This is a genomic window from Ideonella azotifigens, from assembly GCF_021043325.1.
Lineage (GTDB): Bacteria > Pseudomonadota > Gammaproteobacteria > Burkholderiales > Burkholderiaceae_C > Ideonella > Ideonella azotifigens.
Genome location: NZ_JAJNKD010000015.1, coordinates 38,349 through 56,451, shown reverse-complemented (window position 1 = coordinate 56,451; position 18,103 = coordinate 38,349). Strand labels below are relative to the sequence as shown.

Annotated in this window: 14 protein-coding genes; 11 read left to right on the top strand and 3 right to left on the bottom strand. The window is 68.5% G+C overall.

The features are described 5' to 3' along the window. The first annotated feature begins 68 nt into the window (after nt 1-68). Nucleotides 69-2,258, top strand: coding sequence for a prolyl oligopeptidase family serine peptidase (locus LRH25_RS24745; protein ID WP_231012749.1), 2,190 nt, complete (start codon nt 69-71; stop codon nt 2,256-2,258). A gap of 88 nt (nt 2,259-2,346) precedes the next feature. After that, the gene (locus LRH25_RS24740; RefSeq protein ID WP_231012748.1) at nt 2,347-4,401 is read left to right on the top strand and encodes a sensor domain-containing diguanylate cyclase; all 2,055 of its coding nucleotides are present in this window, start codon (nt 2,347-2,349) and stop codon (nt 4,399-4,401) included. Nucleotides 4,402-4,407: 6 nt separating this feature from the next. On the opposite strand, the gene LRH25_RS24735 is transcribed toward LRH25_RS24740, so the two are convergent. Next, complete coding sequence (locus LRH25_RS24735) at nt 4,408-6,153, bottom strand: long-chain fatty acid--CoA ligase (RefSeq protein ID WP_141290922.1); 1,746 nt, start codon at nt 6,151-6,153, stop codon at nt 4,408-4,410. Nucleotides 6,154-6,421: 268 nt separating this feature from the next. On the opposite strand from LRH25_RS24735, the gene LRH25_RS24730 reads away from it, so the two are divergent. After that, nucleotides 6,422-7,006: a 3'-5' exonuclease gene (locus LRH25_RS24730; protein WP_231012747.1), complete on the top strand. Its 585-nt coding sequence runs from the start codon at nt 6,422-6,424 to the stop codon at nt 7,004-7,006. Nucleotides 7,007-7,021: 15 nt separating this feature from the next. Then, nucleotides 7,022-9,400 carry a response regulator gene (locus LRH25_RS24725; RefSeq protein WP_231012746.1) on the top strand — a complete coding sequence of 793 codons (2,379 nt, stop codon included), beginning with the start codon at nt 7,022-7,024 and terminating at the stop codon, nt 9,398-9,400. A gap of 1 nt (nt 9,401) precedes the next feature. Here the strand turns inward: LRH25_RS24725 and murB are convergent, their stop codons facing one another. Further along, nucleotides 9,402-10,418: a UDP-N-acetylmuramate dehydrogenase gene (gene murB / locus LRH25_RS24720; RefSeq protein ID WP_141286743.1), complete on the bottom strand. Its 1,017-nt coding sequence runs from the start codon at nt 10,416-10,418 to the stop codon at nt 9,402-9,404. Nucleotides 10,419-10,498: 80 nt separating this feature from the next. Here murB and LRH25_RS24715 point away from each other — a divergent pair, with 80 nt between their 5' ends. The 3 genes from LRH25_RS24715 (at nt 10,499) to LRH25_RS24705 (ending at nt 12,960) form a co-directional block, all read left to right on the top strand. Beyond that, a complete protein-coding gene (locus LRH25_RS24715; protein WP_141286745.1) occupies nt 10,499-10,993 on the top strand; it encodes a YajQ family cyclic di-GMP-binding protein in 495 nt (164 codons plus the stop codon). A gap of 156 nt (nt 10,994-11,149) precedes the next feature. Next, complete coding sequence (locus LRH25_RS24710) at nt 11,150-12,652, top strand: hypothetical protein (RefSeq protein WP_141286747.1); 1,503 nt, start codon at nt 11,150-11,152, stop codon at nt 12,650-12,652. Next, a complete protein-coding gene (locus tag LRH25_RS24705; RefSeq protein WP_141286749.1) occupies nt 12,649-12,960 on the top strand; it encodes a DUF520 family protein in 312 nt (103 codons plus the stop codon). Before LRH25_RS24710 ends, LRH25_RS24705 begins: the two co-directional genes overlap by 4 nt. Here the strand turns inward: LRH25_RS24705 and LRH25_RS24700 are convergent. Continuing rightward, complete coding sequence (locus LRH25_RS24700) at nt 12,923-13,648, bottom strand: phosphoribosyltransferase (RefSeq protein ID WP_141286751.1); 726 nt, start codon at nt 13,646-13,648, stop codon at nt 12,923-12,925. The two genes, LRH25_RS24705 and LRH25_RS24700, sit on opposite strands and share 38 nt — an antisense overlap. A gap of 279 nt (nt 13,649-13,927) precedes the next feature. Here LRH25_RS24700 and LRH25_RS24695 point away from each other — a divergent pair, with 279 nt between their 5' ends. The 4 genes from LRH25_RS24695 to LRH25_RS24680 all read left to right on the top strand — a co-directional run bounded on the left by LRH25_RS24695 (nt 13,928) and on the right by LRH25_RS24680 (nt 18,096). Then, nucleotides 13,928-15,130, top strand: coding sequence for an acyl-CoA dehydrogenase family protein (locus tag LRH25_RS24695; protein ID WP_141286753.1), 1,203 nt, complete (start codon nt 13,928-13,930; stop codon nt 15,128-15,130). 9 nt (nt 15,131-15,139) lie between these two features. Further along, complete coding sequence (locus LRH25_RS24690; protein ID WP_141286754.1) at nt 15,140-16,273, top strand: acyl-CoA dehydrogenase family protein; 1,134 nt, start codon at nt 15,140-15,142, stop codon at nt 16,271-16,273. Nucleotides 16,274-16,390: 117 nt separating this feature from the next. Next, nucleotides 16,391-17,122, top strand: coding sequence for a pseudouridine synthase (locus tag LRH25_RS24685; RefSeq protein ID WP_141286756.1), 732 nt, complete (start codon nt 16,391-16,393; stop codon nt 17,120-17,122). An 11-nt stretch (nt 17,123-17,133) separates the two neighbouring features. Continuing rightward, on the top strand, nt 17,134-18,096 hold the full coding sequence (locus LRH25_RS24680; protein ID WP_141286758.1) for a bifunctional riboflavin kinase/FAD synthetase: 963 nt from the start codon (nt 17,134-17,136) through the stop codon (nt 18,094-18,096). Nucleotides 18,097-18,103 lie beyond the last annotated feature (7 nt).

Sequence of the window (18,103 nt, the reverse complement as noted above, 5' to 3'; positions counted from 1 at the left end):
CTATCATGACGGTTCCGTGCCAGCGCCGATCCGGCGGCTGGTGTTGTACCGCCACAAGCGTCCCGACGATGTCCCACTTCAACCGCCGCCAGGCCCTCGCCCTGTTGGGTGCGGCCGGCACCCCACTGGCCATGGCACAAAATCCCATCTCCGCGGCCGCAGCCGCCGTCGCTCCCACCGCTGTCGCTACCGAGGACCCCTACCTCTGGCTGGAAGACGTGCTGGGCGACAAGGCGCTGAACTGGGTCCGCGAACACAACGCCGCGTCGCGCAGCGTGCTGGAAGCCCAGCCGGACTTCGAAGCCACGCGCACCCGGCTGAAGGACATCCTCGACTCGCGCGACCGCATTCCGCTGGTCAGCCGCGAGGGCGAGTACCTCTACAACCTGTGGAAGGACCACGCCCACCCGCGTGGCCTGTGGCGCCGCACCACGCTGGACAGCTACCGCCAGGCCGAGCCGCAGTGGGACGTGATCCTGGACCTGGACGCGCTGGCCAAGGCCGAGAACGAGAACTGGGTCTGGAGCCGGGCCACGCGGCTGGGCGGCAAGTCCACGCGGGCGCTGGTCGCGCTGTCGCGCGGCGGGGCGGACGCCACCGTGGTCCGCGAATTCGACCTGGCCACGCGGCGCTTCGTCGACGGAGGCTTCACGCTGCCCGAGGCCAAGTCGGACGTGGCATGGCTGGACGAGAACACCCTTTTCGTCGGCACCGATTTCGGCCCCGGCTCCTTGACCGACTCCGGCTACCCGCGCGTGGTCAAGCTTTGGAAGCGCGGCGAGCCGCTGTCGGCCGCGCGCACGGTCTACGAGGCGCAGAAGACCGACGTCGCGGCCTCGATCTCGGTCGACCACACGCCTGGCTTCGAGCGCGTGGTCTTCGGCCGCGCGCCCGACTTCTTCACCGACGAACTGGTGCTCTGGCACGACGGCAAGAGCACGCCGGTCGCCAAGCCGGCCGACGCCCAGATCTCGTTCTGGCGCGATGCGCTGCTGATCAAGCTGCGCAGCGACTGGGCCGTGGGTGGCAGCACCTGGGCCAGCGGCTCGCTGCTGATGGCCCCGGCCGAGGCCTACCTGCGCGGCGAACGCCAGTTCACCGCACTGTTCACGCCCACCGCCACCCGCTCGCTGGAAGGCTGGTCGACCACCCGCAGCCAGGTGCTGCTGGACGTGCTGGACAACGTGGCCAACCGTGTCGTCGCCTGGCGCAAGGTGGCGAATGAAAAAGGTGGGGAATGGCAGCAGCGCGAGCTGAAGACACCCTTCCCCGGCGCACTGCAGGTCCAGCCGCTGCACGACCCGCAGGTGGCAGACGACCCGCTGGCCGAGCACTTCTTCGTCTCGTACGTCGACTTCCTGACGCCCGACTCACTATACCTCGGCCGTGCCGACCAGGACCAGCTGGAGCGCATCAAGGCGCGCCCTGCGTTTTTCGACACCGCCGGCATGCGCGTCGAGCAGCGCTTTGCCAAGTCCAAGGACGGCACCAGGGTGCCCTACTTCGTGGTCTGGCCACAGGGCGCGATTGCCAACGGCAAGAACCCCACGCTGCTCTACGGCTATGGCGGCTTCGAGGTCTCGATGCAGCCCTGGTACTCGGCCAGCTGGGGCCATGGCTGGCTGCGCAAGGGCGGCGTGCTGGTGGTGGCCAACATCCGCGGCGGCGGCGAGTTCGGCCCGGCCTGGCACCAGGCGGCCATCAAGTCGCACAAGCAGAAGAGCTACGACGACTTCATCGCCGTCGCCGAAGACCTGCTGGCCAACAACATCACGACCCGCCAGCAACTGGGCATCCAGGGCGGCAGCAACGGCGGCCTGCTGGTCGGCGCGGTGATGATGCAGCGGCCGGACCTGTTCAACGCCATGGTCTGCCAGGTGCCGCTGCTGGACATGAAGCGCTTCAACAAGCTGCTGGCCGGCGCCAGCTGGATGGGCGAATACGGCAACCCTGACGACCCGGCCGAATGGAGTTTCATCTCCAAGTACAGCCCATACCAGAACGTGCACCAGAAGACCCACTACCCGCGGGTCTTCTTCGTCACCTCCACGCGCGACGACCGGGTCCACCCCGGGCATGCGCGCAAGATGGCGGCCCGCATGATGGCGCAGGGCCACCCGGTGCTGTACTACGAGAACATCGAAGGCGGCCACGGCGGTGCGGCCGACAACGCCCAGCTGGCCGACCGCCAGGCGCTGGAATTTGCGTATTTGTGGGCCCAGCTGGGAAGCCCGGCCAAGGCAGGCACGGGAAGCTGAACTGCCGGTGACAACCGGCGTCGGCGCCCGAACCAGGCGCCGACCCCTGGCTCAAGTCAGGCAGCTGCGGGGCCGATAGACGGACAACATGTCCGTGCCCGCCTGCCTGTCCACGCTGTTCGCCTCGCTGAAGTTCCGCCTCACGGCCATCGGCGTGCTGGTGCTGGCGCTGGGCATTGGCCTGATCACGGTGCAGCTGACCCAGCACGCCGAGCGCGACCTGCTGCAGATGCAGCGCCAGCGCGAGCTGGACGGCGTGGTGCGCAGCGCCGCGGTGCTGTCGCGCCGTTGCGTGGAACTGCAGCGTGCACTGCGCGCCAGCGCCAGCCTGCTGGACGAGGCCACGCTGGCCGATCCGCAGCGGCTGGCCAGCGCCCTCCAGGCCACGCCCGCACTGCGCGAGCTGTTCAGCTATGTGTTCGTGGCCGATGCCAATGGCAAGGTGCTGCTGGTTGCCGACAGCCAGGGCCTGCGCCATCCGCAGGTGTGGATCGGCGACCGCGACTACTTCCAGACCGCCATCACCCAGGCCAGGCCCGCCATCTCCGAGCCGCTGCCCGACCGCGTGCTGGGCCAGCCCGTCGTGGCGCTGGTGCATCCGTTGACCGACATCGGCAGCGGCCGCGTGCATGGCGTGATCGGCGGCGCGATGAAGCTGGCCAGCCGCGAGCTGCTGTCGGACCTGGTCGAAAGCACCAACGGCAACGCAGGCGACACCGGTGCCACCGTGATCGTCACCGATGCCAACGGCCGCATCCTCGCCCACCCCGAGCCGCGCCGCCTGCTCGGCCAGTTGCGGGAGGAGCCCGGGCTGCGCGAGGCGACCGAAGCCTGGTGGGCCAGCGGCGCACCGGTCGAGCCCAGCGGGCTCAGCCTGCCGCAAGCCGGCCAAATGGTCAGCAATGCCGGCGTGCCCGGGCCGGACTGGGTGGTCTGGCGCCTGTTGCCGGAAGAAGCCTTGCTCGCGCCGCTGCACCAGGCGCGCAGGGAAGCGCTGCAATGGGCTGGCGCCTTGGTGCTGCTGCTGGGCGCCTGCCTGCTGCTGGTGGTGGCCTGGCTGCTGCGGCCGCTGACGCTGCTGCGCCGCCGCGCGCTGCGCTTGTTCGAACCCGGCGACCATGCGGCCGGCGACTGGCCGGCGCTGAACGGCGAGATCGGCCAGCTGAGCCAGGTGCTGCGCCAGGTCAGCACGGCGCGCGAGCAGGTCGAGCACCTGAACCGCGAGGTGCTGGTCAAGCTGCGCTCGGTGATGAACGCCTCGCCGCTGGGGATCGCGGTGAGCCGGGACGGCAAGGCCGAGATGGTGAGCGACGAGTTCTGCCGGCTGTTCGGCCGCCCGCGCGAGGCGCTGCTGGGCAGCACGCCGGAAATCGTCTTCGGCGCAGAACCGGACTGGCAGCGCGCCAGGGCCGAGTCCGAGGCGGCCTTCCGCAACGGCCAGCGCTACCAGGGCGACTGGCAGCTGCGCCGGGCCGATGGCAGCCTGTTCTGGGCCCGGTTGCACGGCCGGCTGGTCGACGAGCACCAGCTGCGCGCCGGCACCGTCTGGACGGTGTCCGACATTTCCAGCGAAGTGGCCGAGCGTGAGCAACTCGCCTGGTCCGCCAGCCACGATCTGCTGACTGGCCTGGCCAACCGCCGCGCCTTCCTGCAGCGCGCCAACCGGCTGCTGGCCGAGCGCCCGGCCAGCCTGGCCGCGGCGCTGCTGGTGATCGACCTGGACCGCTTCAAGCCGATCAACGACACGGCCGGACATGCCGCTGGCGATGCAATGCTGAAGGCGGTGGCCGCGGCCATCGGCCAGCAGGTGCGCGGCAGCGACCTGGTGGTGCGCCTGGGCGGCGACGAATTCGGCGTGCTGCTGCCCAGCTGCCCGCCCGAGGCCGCGCAACGCGTGGCCGGCCACATCCGCGAGGCGGTCGACAGCATCGTGTTGCCCTGGGGCGTGCAAAAGCTGCGCGTGGGCGCCAGCCTCGGCCTGGCGATGCTGGACAGCGACACGCTGGACACCGCCGACTGGCTGCACCAGGCCGACATCGCCTGCTACGCCGACAAGGCCGAGCGCAAGCGTGAGGACCGCCAGGACCGTGAAGTCGCCGAGTTGCCGCCACCGCCGACGCTGCGCATCGTCGGCCAGGGCTGAAGCCGCTCAGCGCTTGGTCGCCTCGCCCTCGCGCTCCTGCAACAGCCGCCACATCACCTTGCCCGAACCGCTCTTGGGCAGCGTGTCGACAAACTCGACCACGCGCGGCGCCTTGTAGGCCGCCATGTGCTCGTGCGCCCAGTCGATGATGGCCTGCTCGCTGGTCACGCCCCTGGCCTCGGCCCGCAGCACGATGATGGCCTTGACCGTCTCGCCACGGTAGGCGTCCTTGGCCGAGATCACGCAGGCCTCGGCCACCGCCGGGTGGCGGTACAGCAGCAGCTCCACCTCAGAGGGCCAGACCTTGAAGCCGCTGGCGTTGATCATGCGCTTGAGCCGGTCGGTGATGAAGAAGTAGCCGTCCTCGTCGACCCGGCCCAGGTCGCCGGTGCGGAAGAAGCGCTTGCCGCCCAGCTCGATGAAGGCCGCGCGCGTCGCCTCCGGATGTTTCCAGTAGCCCTTGAAGACCATGGGCCCGTGCGTCACGATCTCGCCGACCTCGCCCTGTGGCAGCAGCGCCAGCGTGTCCGGGTCGATGACCCGCGAATCCACGCCGAAGATCGGCATGCCCAGGCATTGCAGCTTGGAGCGCTCGGGCGGGTTGCCGTGCGAAGGCGCGGCGGTTTCGGTCAGGCCGTAGCCTTCGGAGAACGTGAGCCCGTATTCCTTCAGCAGCCGCTCGGCCACCGCCTGCGGCATGGCCGCGCCGCCGCCGGAGAGGTACACGAGGCTGGACAGGTCGAACTGGTGATGGTTCGGGCTGTTGAACAGGTCGATGATCATCGTCGGGATGCAGGTCCAGTGCGTGATCCTGTATTGCGAGATCAGCCTGCCGGCCAGCTCGCGGTCCCAGCGCGGCAGCAGGACCACCGTGGTGCCGCCATACACCGGTGCCAGCACGTTGTAGAGCATGCCGGTGATGTGGAACATCGGCACCACGCCCAGACTGACCGACTCGGCACCGGCGTAGCCCCAGATGCCGCCGCCGCAGGTGTTGGACATCAGCGTGCGGTGCGTGTGCATGCAGCCCTTGGGCAGGCCGGTGGTGCCCGAGGTGTAGGGCAGCAGCGCCAGGTCGTCTGGCAAGGCGGTGGCTGGCCCGGCCGGGTGCAGGCCGGCACCCAGCGCCTCTTCCCAGCGGTAGGCACCGGCCGGCAGCGGCGGGTCGGCACGCAGCCAGGCTTCGATGGCCGGCAGCGGTGCCAGCGCAGCCGGGATCTGCGCAGGCAGCATGTCCGAATAACGCGTCACCAGCAGGGTCTGCAATTGCTGCTGCGGCGGCAGCGCGGCGTTGGCCTCGGCGACGATGGCCGCGCCGTCGGCACCGCAGATCACCGCCTTGGTGTCCGGGTCGCTGATGTAGTGGCCGAACTCCTCCACCCGGTTCATCGGGTTCACCGGCACCACCACCGCGTCGCAGCGCATCACCGCGTAGAAGGCGATCACGAACTGCGGGCAGTTCTGCAGGAACAGCGCCACGCGGTCGCCCTTGCCAATGCCCTGGGCCTGCAGCCAGCCGGCCAGCGCCTCGGCCTGCTGCTTGAGCTGCCCGTAGCTCAGCGCGTGGCCGAAGAACAGGTTGGCCGCCCGGTTCGGGAAGCGTGCGGCGGTCACTGCCAGGTTGAACCACAGGTTGACCTCGGGCACCACCAGCGACTTGGGCAGGCGCCGCGGCCAGTGCTTCAGGTGCGGCAGCTCGGGCAGGGCCGTGGCCTGCGCCTCGGGGGTGGCGATGGAATCGGCAGTCTTCATGGCGTGTCCATGCGGGAAGTCGAAGAAGCGGAAGATGCGGAAGAAGCGGTGGCGCGGTGCTGAGCCCGCGCGCAGCACACGGGCTGCCGCGATCGGCCCAGCGTAGCGGCGCTGCCGCGGTGCCGCCACCGGGGTCGGCCCGTAGGACTTGTCTCAAGGGCGACAAAGCCCCGCAGCGGGTACGCTTGTTGCACACTGATTTGGCGCACGCACCGCCGGTCCCGTCGCCACCTGGCTTGCCAGGCGTCCTGTGTTGTTGGAGACAAGCATGCCCAGAGCCGGCCCCATCCTCGCCCCGGCGGCCACCGCCGGCCCGGCCGTGAACGCCGTGCCGCTGCCTTGCGTGATCGACGTCGAGGCCTCCGGATTCGGCCGCGGCAGTTACCCGATCGAGGTCGGCTTCGTGCTGCCGGATGGCGAGTCCGTCTGCACCCTGGTGCAGCCCGCGCCGCACTGGCAACACTGGGACGGCGCAGCCGAGCACCTGCACGGCATCACCCGCGACGTGCTGGCGCGGCACGGCAAGCCGCCGCGCGAGGTCGCCGAGCTGCTCAACAGCCGGCTGCGTGGCGCCACCATCTACTGCGACAGCTGGGCCCACGACTACGCCTGGCTGGCCATCCTGTTCGACGAAGCCGGCCTCACGCCCAGCTTCAAGCTGCGCCACCTGCACGAGCTGCTGGACGACCAGGCCGCCGCGCACTGGGACGGCGCATGCGCCGAGGTGCGCAACAGCCTGCAACTGCAGCGCCACCGAGCCTCCACCGACGCCCGCGTGCTGCAGCTGGCGCTGGCCCGGGTGCGGGAGGGGCAGGCCGCGCCCATCGTGCCACCCTCGCCAGAGGCCGCCTGACCCCAACGCTGAACCATGGCTGAGCGCCTGCCCGCTTCGGTGCGCCGCCATGCGCTGATGCTGATCGGCGTCGGCTTGATCGCCGTGCTGGCCGCGGTGGCCTGGGTGCAGTCGCGCCAGTTCGTGCTGTTCAGCGCCAGCATGCAGCGCAACGAGGACAACCGCGTCTGGCACCTGGTCGAGCTGGAAACCGAAACCCTGCTGCTGCGCGACGCACTGGAGGCCGCGGCCGCCCACCCGGACGCCGCCAGCCAGGTCTCCCTGCGCCAGCGGCACGAGCGCTTTGCCAACCAGGTGCAGCTGCTGCTCAAGCCGGGCCGCGACGGCAACGAGCCCAACGACGGTGCGCTGCCCGAGCTGCTGGGCGCCAAGCCCCAGGCCTTGCAGCGCCTGCTGAACTCGCTGGTGCGCCAGGTGGACCTGGTGCTGCAGCGCAGCGGCCCGGCCGAGCCAGCGCTGCTGCACAGCCTGGCCGACGAGATGGCGCTGCTGCAAACCCCTGTGCATGCACTGGCCGACGAGGCCAATGCCCGCAGCCATGCCCAGACGCTGTGGCGCAACAGCAGCATCCGCAGCCAGATCCACCTCGGCGTGGGCCTGACGGCGCTGCTCAGCCTGATGACGCTGGCCTTCGCCGCGGTGCTGCTGCGCCAGTGGCACGCCAGCCAGCAGCGCGGCGCCGAGCTGGAGCACCTGGCCGACAGGCTGAAAAGCGCCCGCGAGGCGGCCGACAGCGCCAACCAGGCCAAGAGCGTGTTCCTGGCCAACATGAGCCACGAGCTGCGCACGCCATTCAACGGCCTGCTGGGCATGCTCAGCCTGCTCGAAGACACCCGGCTGGACGTGGAGCAGACCCACTTCGTGCACACCGCGCGCGACTCGGCCGAGCACCTGCTGGCCATCCTGAACGACATCCTGGACCTCTCGCGCCTGGAGTCCGGCCGCATGACGCTGGACCTGCGGCCGCTGCGCCTGGGCGCGCTGCTGCGCGAGGTCGAATCCACCATGGGCCCGGCCGCACACGCCAAGGGCCTGGCGCTGGAATGCCTGGTCGACCCGCAGCTGCCGGAATGGCTGCTGGGCGACGGCACGCGCATCCGCCAGGTGCTGTTCAACCTGCTGTCGAACGCGGTCAAGTTCACCGAGCACGGTCGCATCCGGCTGATCGCCCAGCCCGCCGGCGCGCTGGACGCGCAGCAGCGCTTGCCCGTGCAACTGCAGGTGATCGACACCGGGGTGGGCATTGCGCCGGTCGTGCAGGGCCGGCTGTTCCAGCGCTTCAGCCAAGGCGACGACCGCATCTCGCGCCAGTACGGCGGCGCCGGCCTGGGGTTGGAGATCACCCGCAACCTGGCGCGGCTGATGGACGGCGAAATCCGCATGCGCAGCCAGCTCGGCCAGGGCAGCGAATTCAGCGTGGTGCTGCCGCTGCGGCCTTGCAAGCCGCCACAGGCCGAAGGCATTGCAAGCGGCGCGCCGCCGGCCCGCGCGCTGGATGTGCTGGTCGCCGAGGACCATGCGACCAACCGCATGGTGGTCGGCACGCTGCTGTCGCGCCTGGGCCACCAGGTGCGTTTTGCGCGCAATGGCGAAGAAGCGCTGCGCGAGGCCGAGCGCCATTGCCCGGACCTGATCCTGATGGACCTGCACATGCCCGGCATGGACGGCCTGGAAGCCACCCGCCAGCTGCGCCGCCGCGCGCCGCCGCTGGGCCGGGTGCGGGTCATCGCCGTCAGTGCGGACGCCTTCGAGAACACCCGTGCCCAGGCCCTGGCCGCCGGCATGAACGGCTTCCTGAGCAAGCCCTTCCACTGGGACGCGCTGGAGCAGCTGCTGGGCCGCGTGCCCGCCTCGCGCGACGCAGCCATGGCCGAGGCTGCGCTGGCCCGCGGCGCGGCGCAGGACGGCACAAAAACCGTCGACATTGCGCCCGTGACACCTCTAGAGACAGCAACACAAGCCCCGCCAAACACGCCAACCAGCGTAGCGGCCGAGGCTCCGCAGCCACACCCTGCTGTGCCTGTCCGCCCCCGACCCGGCGACATGGCCCGCCACCTGAACCTGTCCACGCTGGGCGAGCTGTGCGTGCTGCTGACGGCCGACGGCCTGCGCCCGCTGCTGCGCGACTTCTTCGCCGACAGCGGCGGCACCCTGCCCGCGCTGTGCGAAGCACTGGGCGAGCAAGCGCCGGCCCGCATCCGCCAGCATGCCCACGCGATCAAGGGTGCTGCCGAACTGGTCGGCCAGGCCGGCATCGCCGAACTGGCCCGTGAGATCGAACACCAGGCCGACGCGCTGGCCGAGCAGCCGGACCAGGCCGAGCGCATGGCCGAACGCTTGAGCGAGCGCTGGGCGCGCTGCCAGGCGCTTTGCGAGTGCCTGGGCTTCCTGTGAGTTAGACCACCACCGGCTCAATCTCCAGCCGGATGCCGAAGCGGCCGTATACGCTCTCTTGAATCGCCCGCGCCAGCGTCTGCACCTCGGAGCCGATGGCGCCGCCGCGGTTCACCAGCACCAGCGCCTGCTTCTCGTAGACCCCCGCATGGCCCACCGTCTTGCCCTTCCAGCCGCAGGCGTCGATCAGCCAGCCGGCCGCCAGCTTGAAGCCGCCGCCGTCCATCGGGTAGTGCACCACATGCGGGTCGCGGGCGATGATGTCGCGACACTGCTCGGCCGTGACCAGCGGGTTCTTGAAGAAGCTGCCGACGTTGCCGATCACCGCCGGGTCCGGCAGCTTGGCGCGGCGGATCGCGCAGACCCAGTCGAAGAGGGTGCGGGCATCGGGCGCGTGGTTGCCGGTCTCGGCCATCTTGCGCTCCAGGTCCAGGTAGCCCAGCACCGGCTGCCAGTGCCTGGGCAGGCGAAAGCGCACCCGGGTGATCAGGCTCTTGCCGGCCAGGGCCTGCTTGAAGATGCTGTCGCGGTAGCCGAACTTGCATTGCGAAGCGTCCAGCCGCACGCTGCGGCCGGTCACCAGGTCCACCGCGTCCAGCGAGTCGAAGCGGTCCTGCAGCTCCAGCCCGTAGGCGCCAATGTTCTGCACCGGCGCCGCGCCCACGGTGCCGGGGATCAGCGCCATGTTCTCCAGCCCGGGCAGGCCGTGGTCCAGCGTCCACGCGACCAGGTCGTGCCAGGACTCGCCGCCGCCGGCTTCGACGATGAAGGCGTCCGCCGTTTCGCTCGCCACGCGCATGCCCTTGACCTCGACCTTCAGCACCAGCTCAGGCATGTCCCGGGTCAGGATCACGTTGCTGCCGCCGCCCAGCACGAACTTGGGCGCGCCGCCCAGGCCCGGCAGCTCCAGCAGCCGGCGCACGTCGGCGTCTGCGGTGATGCGCACCAGCCGGCCGGCCACCGCGGGCAGGCCAAAGGTGTTATAGGACTTCAGGCTCACGCCCGCTTCGATTTGCATGGCAGAATTTTCTGCTATTCCCCGTTCTCCTTTGCCCTTGCAGGCCAAACAGCGCCTGCTATTTCCGAAAGTTTCCTGCCATGCCCAGCTTTGACGTCGCCCTCGAACCCGACATGGTCAAGATCAACAACGGCGTCAGCACCGCCATCAAGGAAATCGGCACCCGCTTCGATTTCAAGGGCACCAGTGCCAGCGTCGAGCTCAAGGAGAAGGAAAAGGAGATCCACCTGGTCGGCGACAGCGACTTCCAGATCGACCAGATCAACGAGGTGCTCGTCAGCAAGCTGACCAAGCAGGGCGTGACGATCAACTTCATCGACAAGGGCGAGAAGCTGGAAAAGCTTGGCGGCGACAAGCTGCGCCGCGTCGACAAGATCAAGGACGGCATCGAGTCCGAGCTGGCCAAGAAGATCACCGGCGCGATCAAGAACAGCAAGCTCAAGGTCCAGGCCAGCATCCAGGGCAACGAAGTGCGCGTCACCGGCAAGAACCGCGACGACCTGCAACAGGCCATCGCGCTGCTCAAGAAAGAGTTTCCCGAGCAGCCGCTGACGCACAAGAACTTCCGCGACTGACGCTCGCGCGCTGGCCTGCAGCACCGCCGGGAGGCGGCTAGCCGCAGTCTCACGCATTCATCCACGACGCCCCGCCCTCGCGGGGCGTCGTGCCATCTGCGTGGCACCGGGCCCCCTGCGGGTCTGACCGCGCATCATTCCCAGGGAGCCACCACCATGCAAGAGACGGACACACACCCCGCGCTGCACACGCTCGTCGAGTTGCACCTGCTCAACGCCACCGAACGCCAGCAGGCCCTCGCCCACCCTGAGCTGGCATCGCTGCCGTCTGACCTGGTGCCAGCGGAGTTGCTGCGCTGGCTGATCTACCGAAAGATCACTTCGGAAGAGACGCTCTCCCCCACGCGGGCACTGCTTGCCGCGGAGCTGACCGACGCGCAGCGAACACTGCGCCGCCAGATCGCCGCCGACACCGCTGAGGCATTGCGACAGTGGGAGCGCCAGCGTACGCAGCAGTCCCTGCTCACGCTGCGCGACCTGCAGATCCTCAGCTTGGACCAACATGCCAAGGCTCAGGCTGCCGCTGAAGGCCAGCCCCCTCTGGCCTCGCCAGCCCTCGCGCTGCTGTGGATCTCGGCCGAAGCCTTGCTTTCACCCGAGGAAATAGCCGCCGTGAAGGCGCGCGTGGCGACCCTACCGGGTGGACCAGCGGGCGATGAAGCGCGCGCCGTGCTGGCCGAGCACGACGCATTGGCGGGCGAAGTCAACCGGGTGATGCGCAAGGCAGCGCTGCGCCAAATCTTCCCGGGTGGACCCTGGCTGTGGCTGGCCGGCTTCGTGCTGGTGACAGGCGCTGCAGCCTGGAGCATCTTTGCGCCGACCCCTGTGCCGGGCTGCGCGGACAAGAACACGCTGGCATCCCTGAACAGCATGTTCTTCCGCACCACCATCGACGCCCGCAGCAGCAACCCGATGGCGGCCTTGCGCGGCGAATCCCCCGGGCTGCCGCAGCTGAAAAATCCGCAGGAGGTGGGTTTCGCCAAGGCCCACCAGATCCGTGGCTGCGTGGCACAGCTGGCCATCCAGGGCGAGGAGATTCCCTATGCGTACACCATTGCCCGCGGGCAGCCGCAGGGCGCGAACACGGATGACAGCGACAAGGAGAAGACCGAGGGCTTCCACATCGTCGGCGCCGAGCCGCGCATCGTGCAGGCCCGTTTTTCGCACCTGACCTCGGACGGTGACTTCGCCCAGCAAGCCGCGCCCATTGGCCGCACGGCGTTGGAAGCTGCCTTCCGCGACGGCGTAGCCACCCTGCATCGGCCCTCATCGGCCCTGACTGCAACACTCGCACGGCAGCTTGCGCTCAAGTCCGGCGGCACCCAGTTGTCCACACTCTCGGCCGACCGTCAGCGCGAGATTGCGGAAATCGAACCCCTTGCCCCCTGCCGGCCCGAAGCCGATGGCCAGCGCCAGCGCTGCCGCCTGCTGATCGAGCGCAACGACGAATTGATGGGCATGCTGGGCATGGGCAGCGGCACGGTGTTGGAGGGCGAGTTCAGCTTCGAGCGCGTCCGACCGGACGCCCCCTGGACGGTCACTGAACAGCTCGCCGAAGAATTCAGTCAGGCCCTGGTCCAGGGACGCATGGATTCGCTGAGAAGTGATGCCAGCGGTGCGCCACCCCCTCCGCAGGCCTCCCAGGCTGGCGTGCCTTGATCCTGGCAACCAGGAATTCCTGGCGCCTGCTGCTCCCTGCGGACAAATTCCCCCGAAAATCCAGGGCAACGAGTTGCGTCACCGGCAAAAACCGCGATGACCTGCAGGCTGCCATTGCCCAGCTGAAGCAGGACTTGAACGACCAGCCGCTACGGCAAGAGAACCTCTTGGATCGAGCATTGGCAGGCAAATGCCGGCCCGGCTCACTGGCCGCCCGAAGGCTTTCGGCTTGTTCCCAATCCCTTGGCCGCGAAGGCCAGGGCAGCCAGTTCACGCTTGCTGGCTCTGAGCAATTCGATCTCGGATGAGGTCAAACGACGCGGTGCGGGCGAGGTACCGAGCTTCTGATTCAGTAAGCGCGTCGAAGCCGTGAGCGAATCGTTCGATCCACCACTCTTCCAGCTGTCGTCCATGTTTGGCTCTCAGTTCCTGTAAGCGTGACTGTGTCGGGCTGAGTTTGGCGGAATGGGGCTTGCCGGTCAAACAGACAGCCGCCAAGACCCGACCGCCCTGGGTTTCGATGTGTCCGCGCAGATTGGCCAGCGTGCCGCCCATGCCGACGAAGTCGTCCACCATCACGTAGTCACAGCCGGCCTGCACAGTGCCGGCGAACTCCGCCTGTCGGGCCAGGCGAGAAAAGCCGTCCGCGCCGGTGTGAGCCACCACGTTGACCTGCAGCACCGAGGGATCTACCGGCCAACCCAGGGTCTTGCTGAGTTCATCGGCAAAGATCTCGGGGATGGCATTCACGCCTTCCTGCTCATAGGCGTGGGCGCTCACCAAAATAGGCTTGCGAGCCCCCATCAAAGCTTGCAGGGCCGCGTTCTGGCCGAGGTTCATCGTGTCCGCCACGAGCGCCATCGCAGCATCGCCATGGCCCGATTTGGCAGCCTTGTAGGCAGGGTGCTGCTTGACCGCCGATTCATTTGCATGAATCAACACGTCGGGGAAATCACCCCATGGCACCCTGGGTGGTTGGGCAGCAAGGCTGGACACCAGGGCATTGTGTCATTCGGCATGTTGGCAATACCAGTTGAGACGGTGCTCAAGCGCTCAGCTCGGCCCGGTCCCGCCCGCTTTTCTGGTGGGTTAGGGCGCAGCATCCGGGCGGCCACCAGGAGCGCGAAGAGGAATTTGAAGACGCTGGAGGGGACGGAACCCCGCCAAACATGAGCCCCGCCAACACGTGAAAACCCCATGGCCCGCTTGTCGCTGGGGGGACAGGATGAAGGCGAACGATCGTGCTAAAAATCGGAGAGATCGGAGACAAGCCTCATGGACCTCAATTTCACGCCGGACGAACTGGCTTTCCGCCAGCAGATCCACGACTGGGTGGCCGAGCACCTGCCCAAGGAGATCAGCAGCAAGGTGCACCAGGCCCAGCGCCTGAGTCGCGATGACCTGCAACGCTGGGCCAAGATCCTGGGCGCGCAGGGCTGGCTGGGCTACGGCTGGCCCAAGCAGTTTGGCGGGCCGGGCTGGAACGCGGTGCAGAAGCACCTGTTCGAGGAAGAGTGCGCGCTGGCCGGCGCGCCGCGCATCATCCCGTTTGGGCCGGTGATGGTGGCGCCGGTCATCATGGCCTTCGGCAGTGCCGAGCAGCAGCAGCGCTTCCTGCCGGGCATTGCCTCCGGCGAGGTCTGGTGGAGCCAGGGTTACAGCGAGCCGGGCTCGGGCTCGGACCTGGCCTCGGTGAAGACACGCGCCGAACGGCAAGGCGACAAGTACATCGTCAACGGCCAGAAGACCTGGACCACGCTGGGCCAGTTCGGCGACTGGATCTTCTGCCTCGTGCGCACCGACACTTCCGGCAAGCCGCAGACCGGCATCAGCTTCCTGCTGATCGACATGAAGAGCCCCGGCGTGACCGTGCGGCCCATCATCATGCTGGACGGCGAACACGAGGTGAACGAGGTCTTCTTCGACAACGTCGAGGTGCCGGCCGAGAACCTGATCGGCGAAGAGAACAAGGGCTGGACCTACGCCAAGCACCTGCTGGCCCACGAGCGCACCAACATCGCGGACGTGAACCGCGCCAAGCGCGAGCTGGAGCGCTTGAAGCGCATCGCCAAGTCGCAGGGCGTGTACGACGACACCCGCTTCCGCGACCAGATCGCGCTGCTGGAGGTGGACATCGTGGCGCTGGAGATGATGGTGCTGCGCGTGCTGTCCGCAGAGAAGAGCGGCAAGCAGAGCCTGGACGTAGCGGGTCTCTTGAAGATCCGCGGCAGCGAGATTCAGCAACGTTATGCCGAGCTGATGATGCTGGCAGGCGGCCCGCTGAGCGTGCCGTTCATCCACGAGGCCATGGAAGCCGGCTGGCAGGGCGACCAGGCGCTGGGCGGGCTGTGGCCTGGCAACGCCGGCGAGTGCGCGCCGCTTTCAAGTACCTATTTCAACCTGCGCAAGACCACCATCTACGGCGGCAGCAACGAAGTGCAACGCAACATCGTCAGCCAGACCGTGCTGGGCGCCTGAGGAAACAACATGGACTTCGATTTCTCCGACGACCAAGTCTCGCTGCGCGACGCGGTGGCCCGCTGGGTCGACAAGGGTTTCGCCTTCGAGCGCCGGCACCAGCTGGCCAAGGCTGGTGGCGCCACCCGCGCGGTCTATGCCGAGCTGGCCGAGCTGGGCCTGGCCGGCCTCACCATTCCTGAGGCTCATGGCGGCCTGGGCTTCGGCGCTGTCGAGGCCATGGTGGTGATGGAAGAACTCGGCCGCGGCCTGGTCAACGCCCCGGTCGCCCAGGGCGCGCTGATCGCCCCTGCCCTGCTGGCCGACGCGCCCGAGCCGCTGCAGGCCGAGTGGCTGCCGAAGATGGCCAGCGCCGAAGCGCTGGTCGTGCTGGCGCACCAGGAGGCCGGCGCGCGCTACAAGCTGCGCCACGTCACGACGCGCGCCCACCAAGCCGGCGAGGGCTGGACCCTGGAAGGCGTGAAAAGCGTGGTGCCGGCCGGCGACGAGGCCGATGCCTTCATTGTCCCGGCCCGCATCTCGGGCGACGTGGACAGCGAAGCCGGCATTGCGCTGTTCCTGGTCGAGCGCGGCGCGGCAGGTGTCACCGTCAAGGGCTACCCCACGCAGGACGGCGCCCGCGCCGCCGAGCTGACGCTGGTCCAAGCTCCTGCCGCGCTGGTCGCTGAAGAAGGCTTTGCAGCGCTGCAGCAAGGCGTGGACATCGGCATTGCCGCGCTGTGCGCCGAAGGCGTCGGCCTGATGGACAAGCTGACCGCGATCACGGTGGAGTACATGAACACGCGCAAGCAGTTCGGCGTGACGCTGACGCACTTCCAGGCGCTGCGCCACCGCATCGCCGATGTGAAGATGCAGCTCGAACTGGCCCGCTCGATGAGCTACTACGCCACGCTGAAGCTGGGCGAAGCGGCCCCGGCCCGCCGCCGCGCGCTCAGCCAGGCCAAGGTACAGCTGAACCAGTCGGCCCGCTTTGTCGGCCAGCAGTGCATCCAGCTGCACGGCGGCATTGGCGTGACCGACGAATACCTGGCCAGCCACTACTTCAAGCGGCTGACGATGATGGAGATGCAGTTTGGCGACACGCTGCATCACCTCGGCGAAGTCTCGGATCGCATGCAGGACACCGCTGGCGTCTTCGCCTAGAGGCACACCGGCCACGGGGAGGCGCGCCACGCGGTCGCGCGACCCGCTCGGCGAGTGGACTCACGTATCCGCGTGGCCGGGTGCCCCATTGTCCCGGCTGGGGGACAATCGCGCCCCATGAAACTCAGCCAGATCCTGTTTTCCCAAGGCTTCGGCACCCGGCGCGTCTGCGCTGGCATGGTCTACGCCGGGCTGGTGCAGCTGGACGGGCGAGAGCTGGACGACCCGGATGAAGACCTGCCAACCGAAGGCCTGGTGCTGACGGTCGAAGGCCAGCGCTGGCCCTACCACGCCAAGGCGCTGGTGCTGCTGCACAAGCCCGCCGGCTACGAGTGCTCGCGCAAGCCCAAGCACCATCCCAGCGTGATGACGCTGCTGCCGGCGCCACTGCGCCAGCGCGAGGTCCAGCCCATCGGCCGGCTAGACGAAGACACCACCGGCCTGCTGCTGCTGACCGACGACGGCACGCTGATCCACCGCCTCACCTCGCCCAAACACCACGTGCCCAAGGTCTACGAGGTGGGTTGCAAGCATCCCGTCGACGCCAGCCAGGTCGAACGCCTGCTGGCTGGCGTGGTGCTGGATGACGACCCTGCCCCCGTGCGCGCCGCCGCCTGCGAGGCCGTCAGCGAAACCCACCTGCGGCTCACGTTGACCGAAGGCAAGTACCACCAGGTCAAGCGCATGCTGGCTGCGGTGGGCAACCGGGTCGAGACGCTGCACCGCAGTTCGTTTGGCCCGCTGCACATCCCCGGGACCCTGGCGGCCGGCCAATGGTGCTGGATCGACGGCTGGTCGCTGACCGAACTGGGCCGGCCGCACCAGGACCTGCCGGCACAGGCCGGATAATCGTTTTCCTCATGAGAGTCTTCCGCGGCCACATTCCTCCGTCTGCCCAGGGCCCGCAAGGCTGCGCGCTGACCATCGGCAACTTCGACGGCGTGCACCGGGGCCACCAGGCCATGCTGGCGCTGCTCAACAACGAAGCGAAGCACCGGGGCTTGCGCAGCTGCGTGATGACCTTCGAACCCCACCCGCGCGACTGGTTTGCCCAACAGGCCGGCAAGCCCGAACTGGCCCCGCTGCGCATTGCCACGCTGCGCGACAAGCTGCAGGAACTGGAGCGCTGCGGCGTGGACGACGTGGTGCTGATGCGCTTCGACCGCCGCCTTGCCAGCCAGACGCCTCAGGACTTCATCGAGCAGGTGCTGGTCCAGCAGCTGAACGCCCGCTACGTGCTGGTGGGCGACGATTTCCGCTTCGGCGCCAAGCGCGCCGGCGACTACGCGATGCTGGACAACGCCGGTAACGCGCTGGGCTTCGACGTGGCCCGCATGCTCAGCTACGAAGTGCACGGCATGCGGGTGTCCAGCTCGGCCGTGCGCGAGGCCTTGTCCGAAGGCGCGATGGAGCGCGCCGCCGCGCTGCTGGGCCGGCCCTACAGCATCAGCGGCCATGTGGTGCACGGCCGCAAGCTCGGCCGCGACCTGGGCTTTCGCACCCTGAACCTGCGCTTCCCGTCGCACCGCCCCGCAGCCCAAGGCATCTTCGTCGTGCGCGTGCACGGCCTGGGCGCCCAGCCGCTGCCCGGCGTGGCCAGCCTGGGCGTGCGCCCCACCATTGAAGACGCCGGCCGCGTGCTGCTCGAAGTCCACTGCCTGGACTGGCCCGCCGACGTCGCCATCGAAGGCGGCTACGCCCGCATCCTGCAGGTCGACCTGATGCACAAGCTGCACGACGAACGCAAGTACGAGTCGCTGGACGCGCTGCGGGCGGGCATTGAGCAGGACGTCGTCGACGCGAAGGCCTACTGGAAGATCTGAAAAAGCG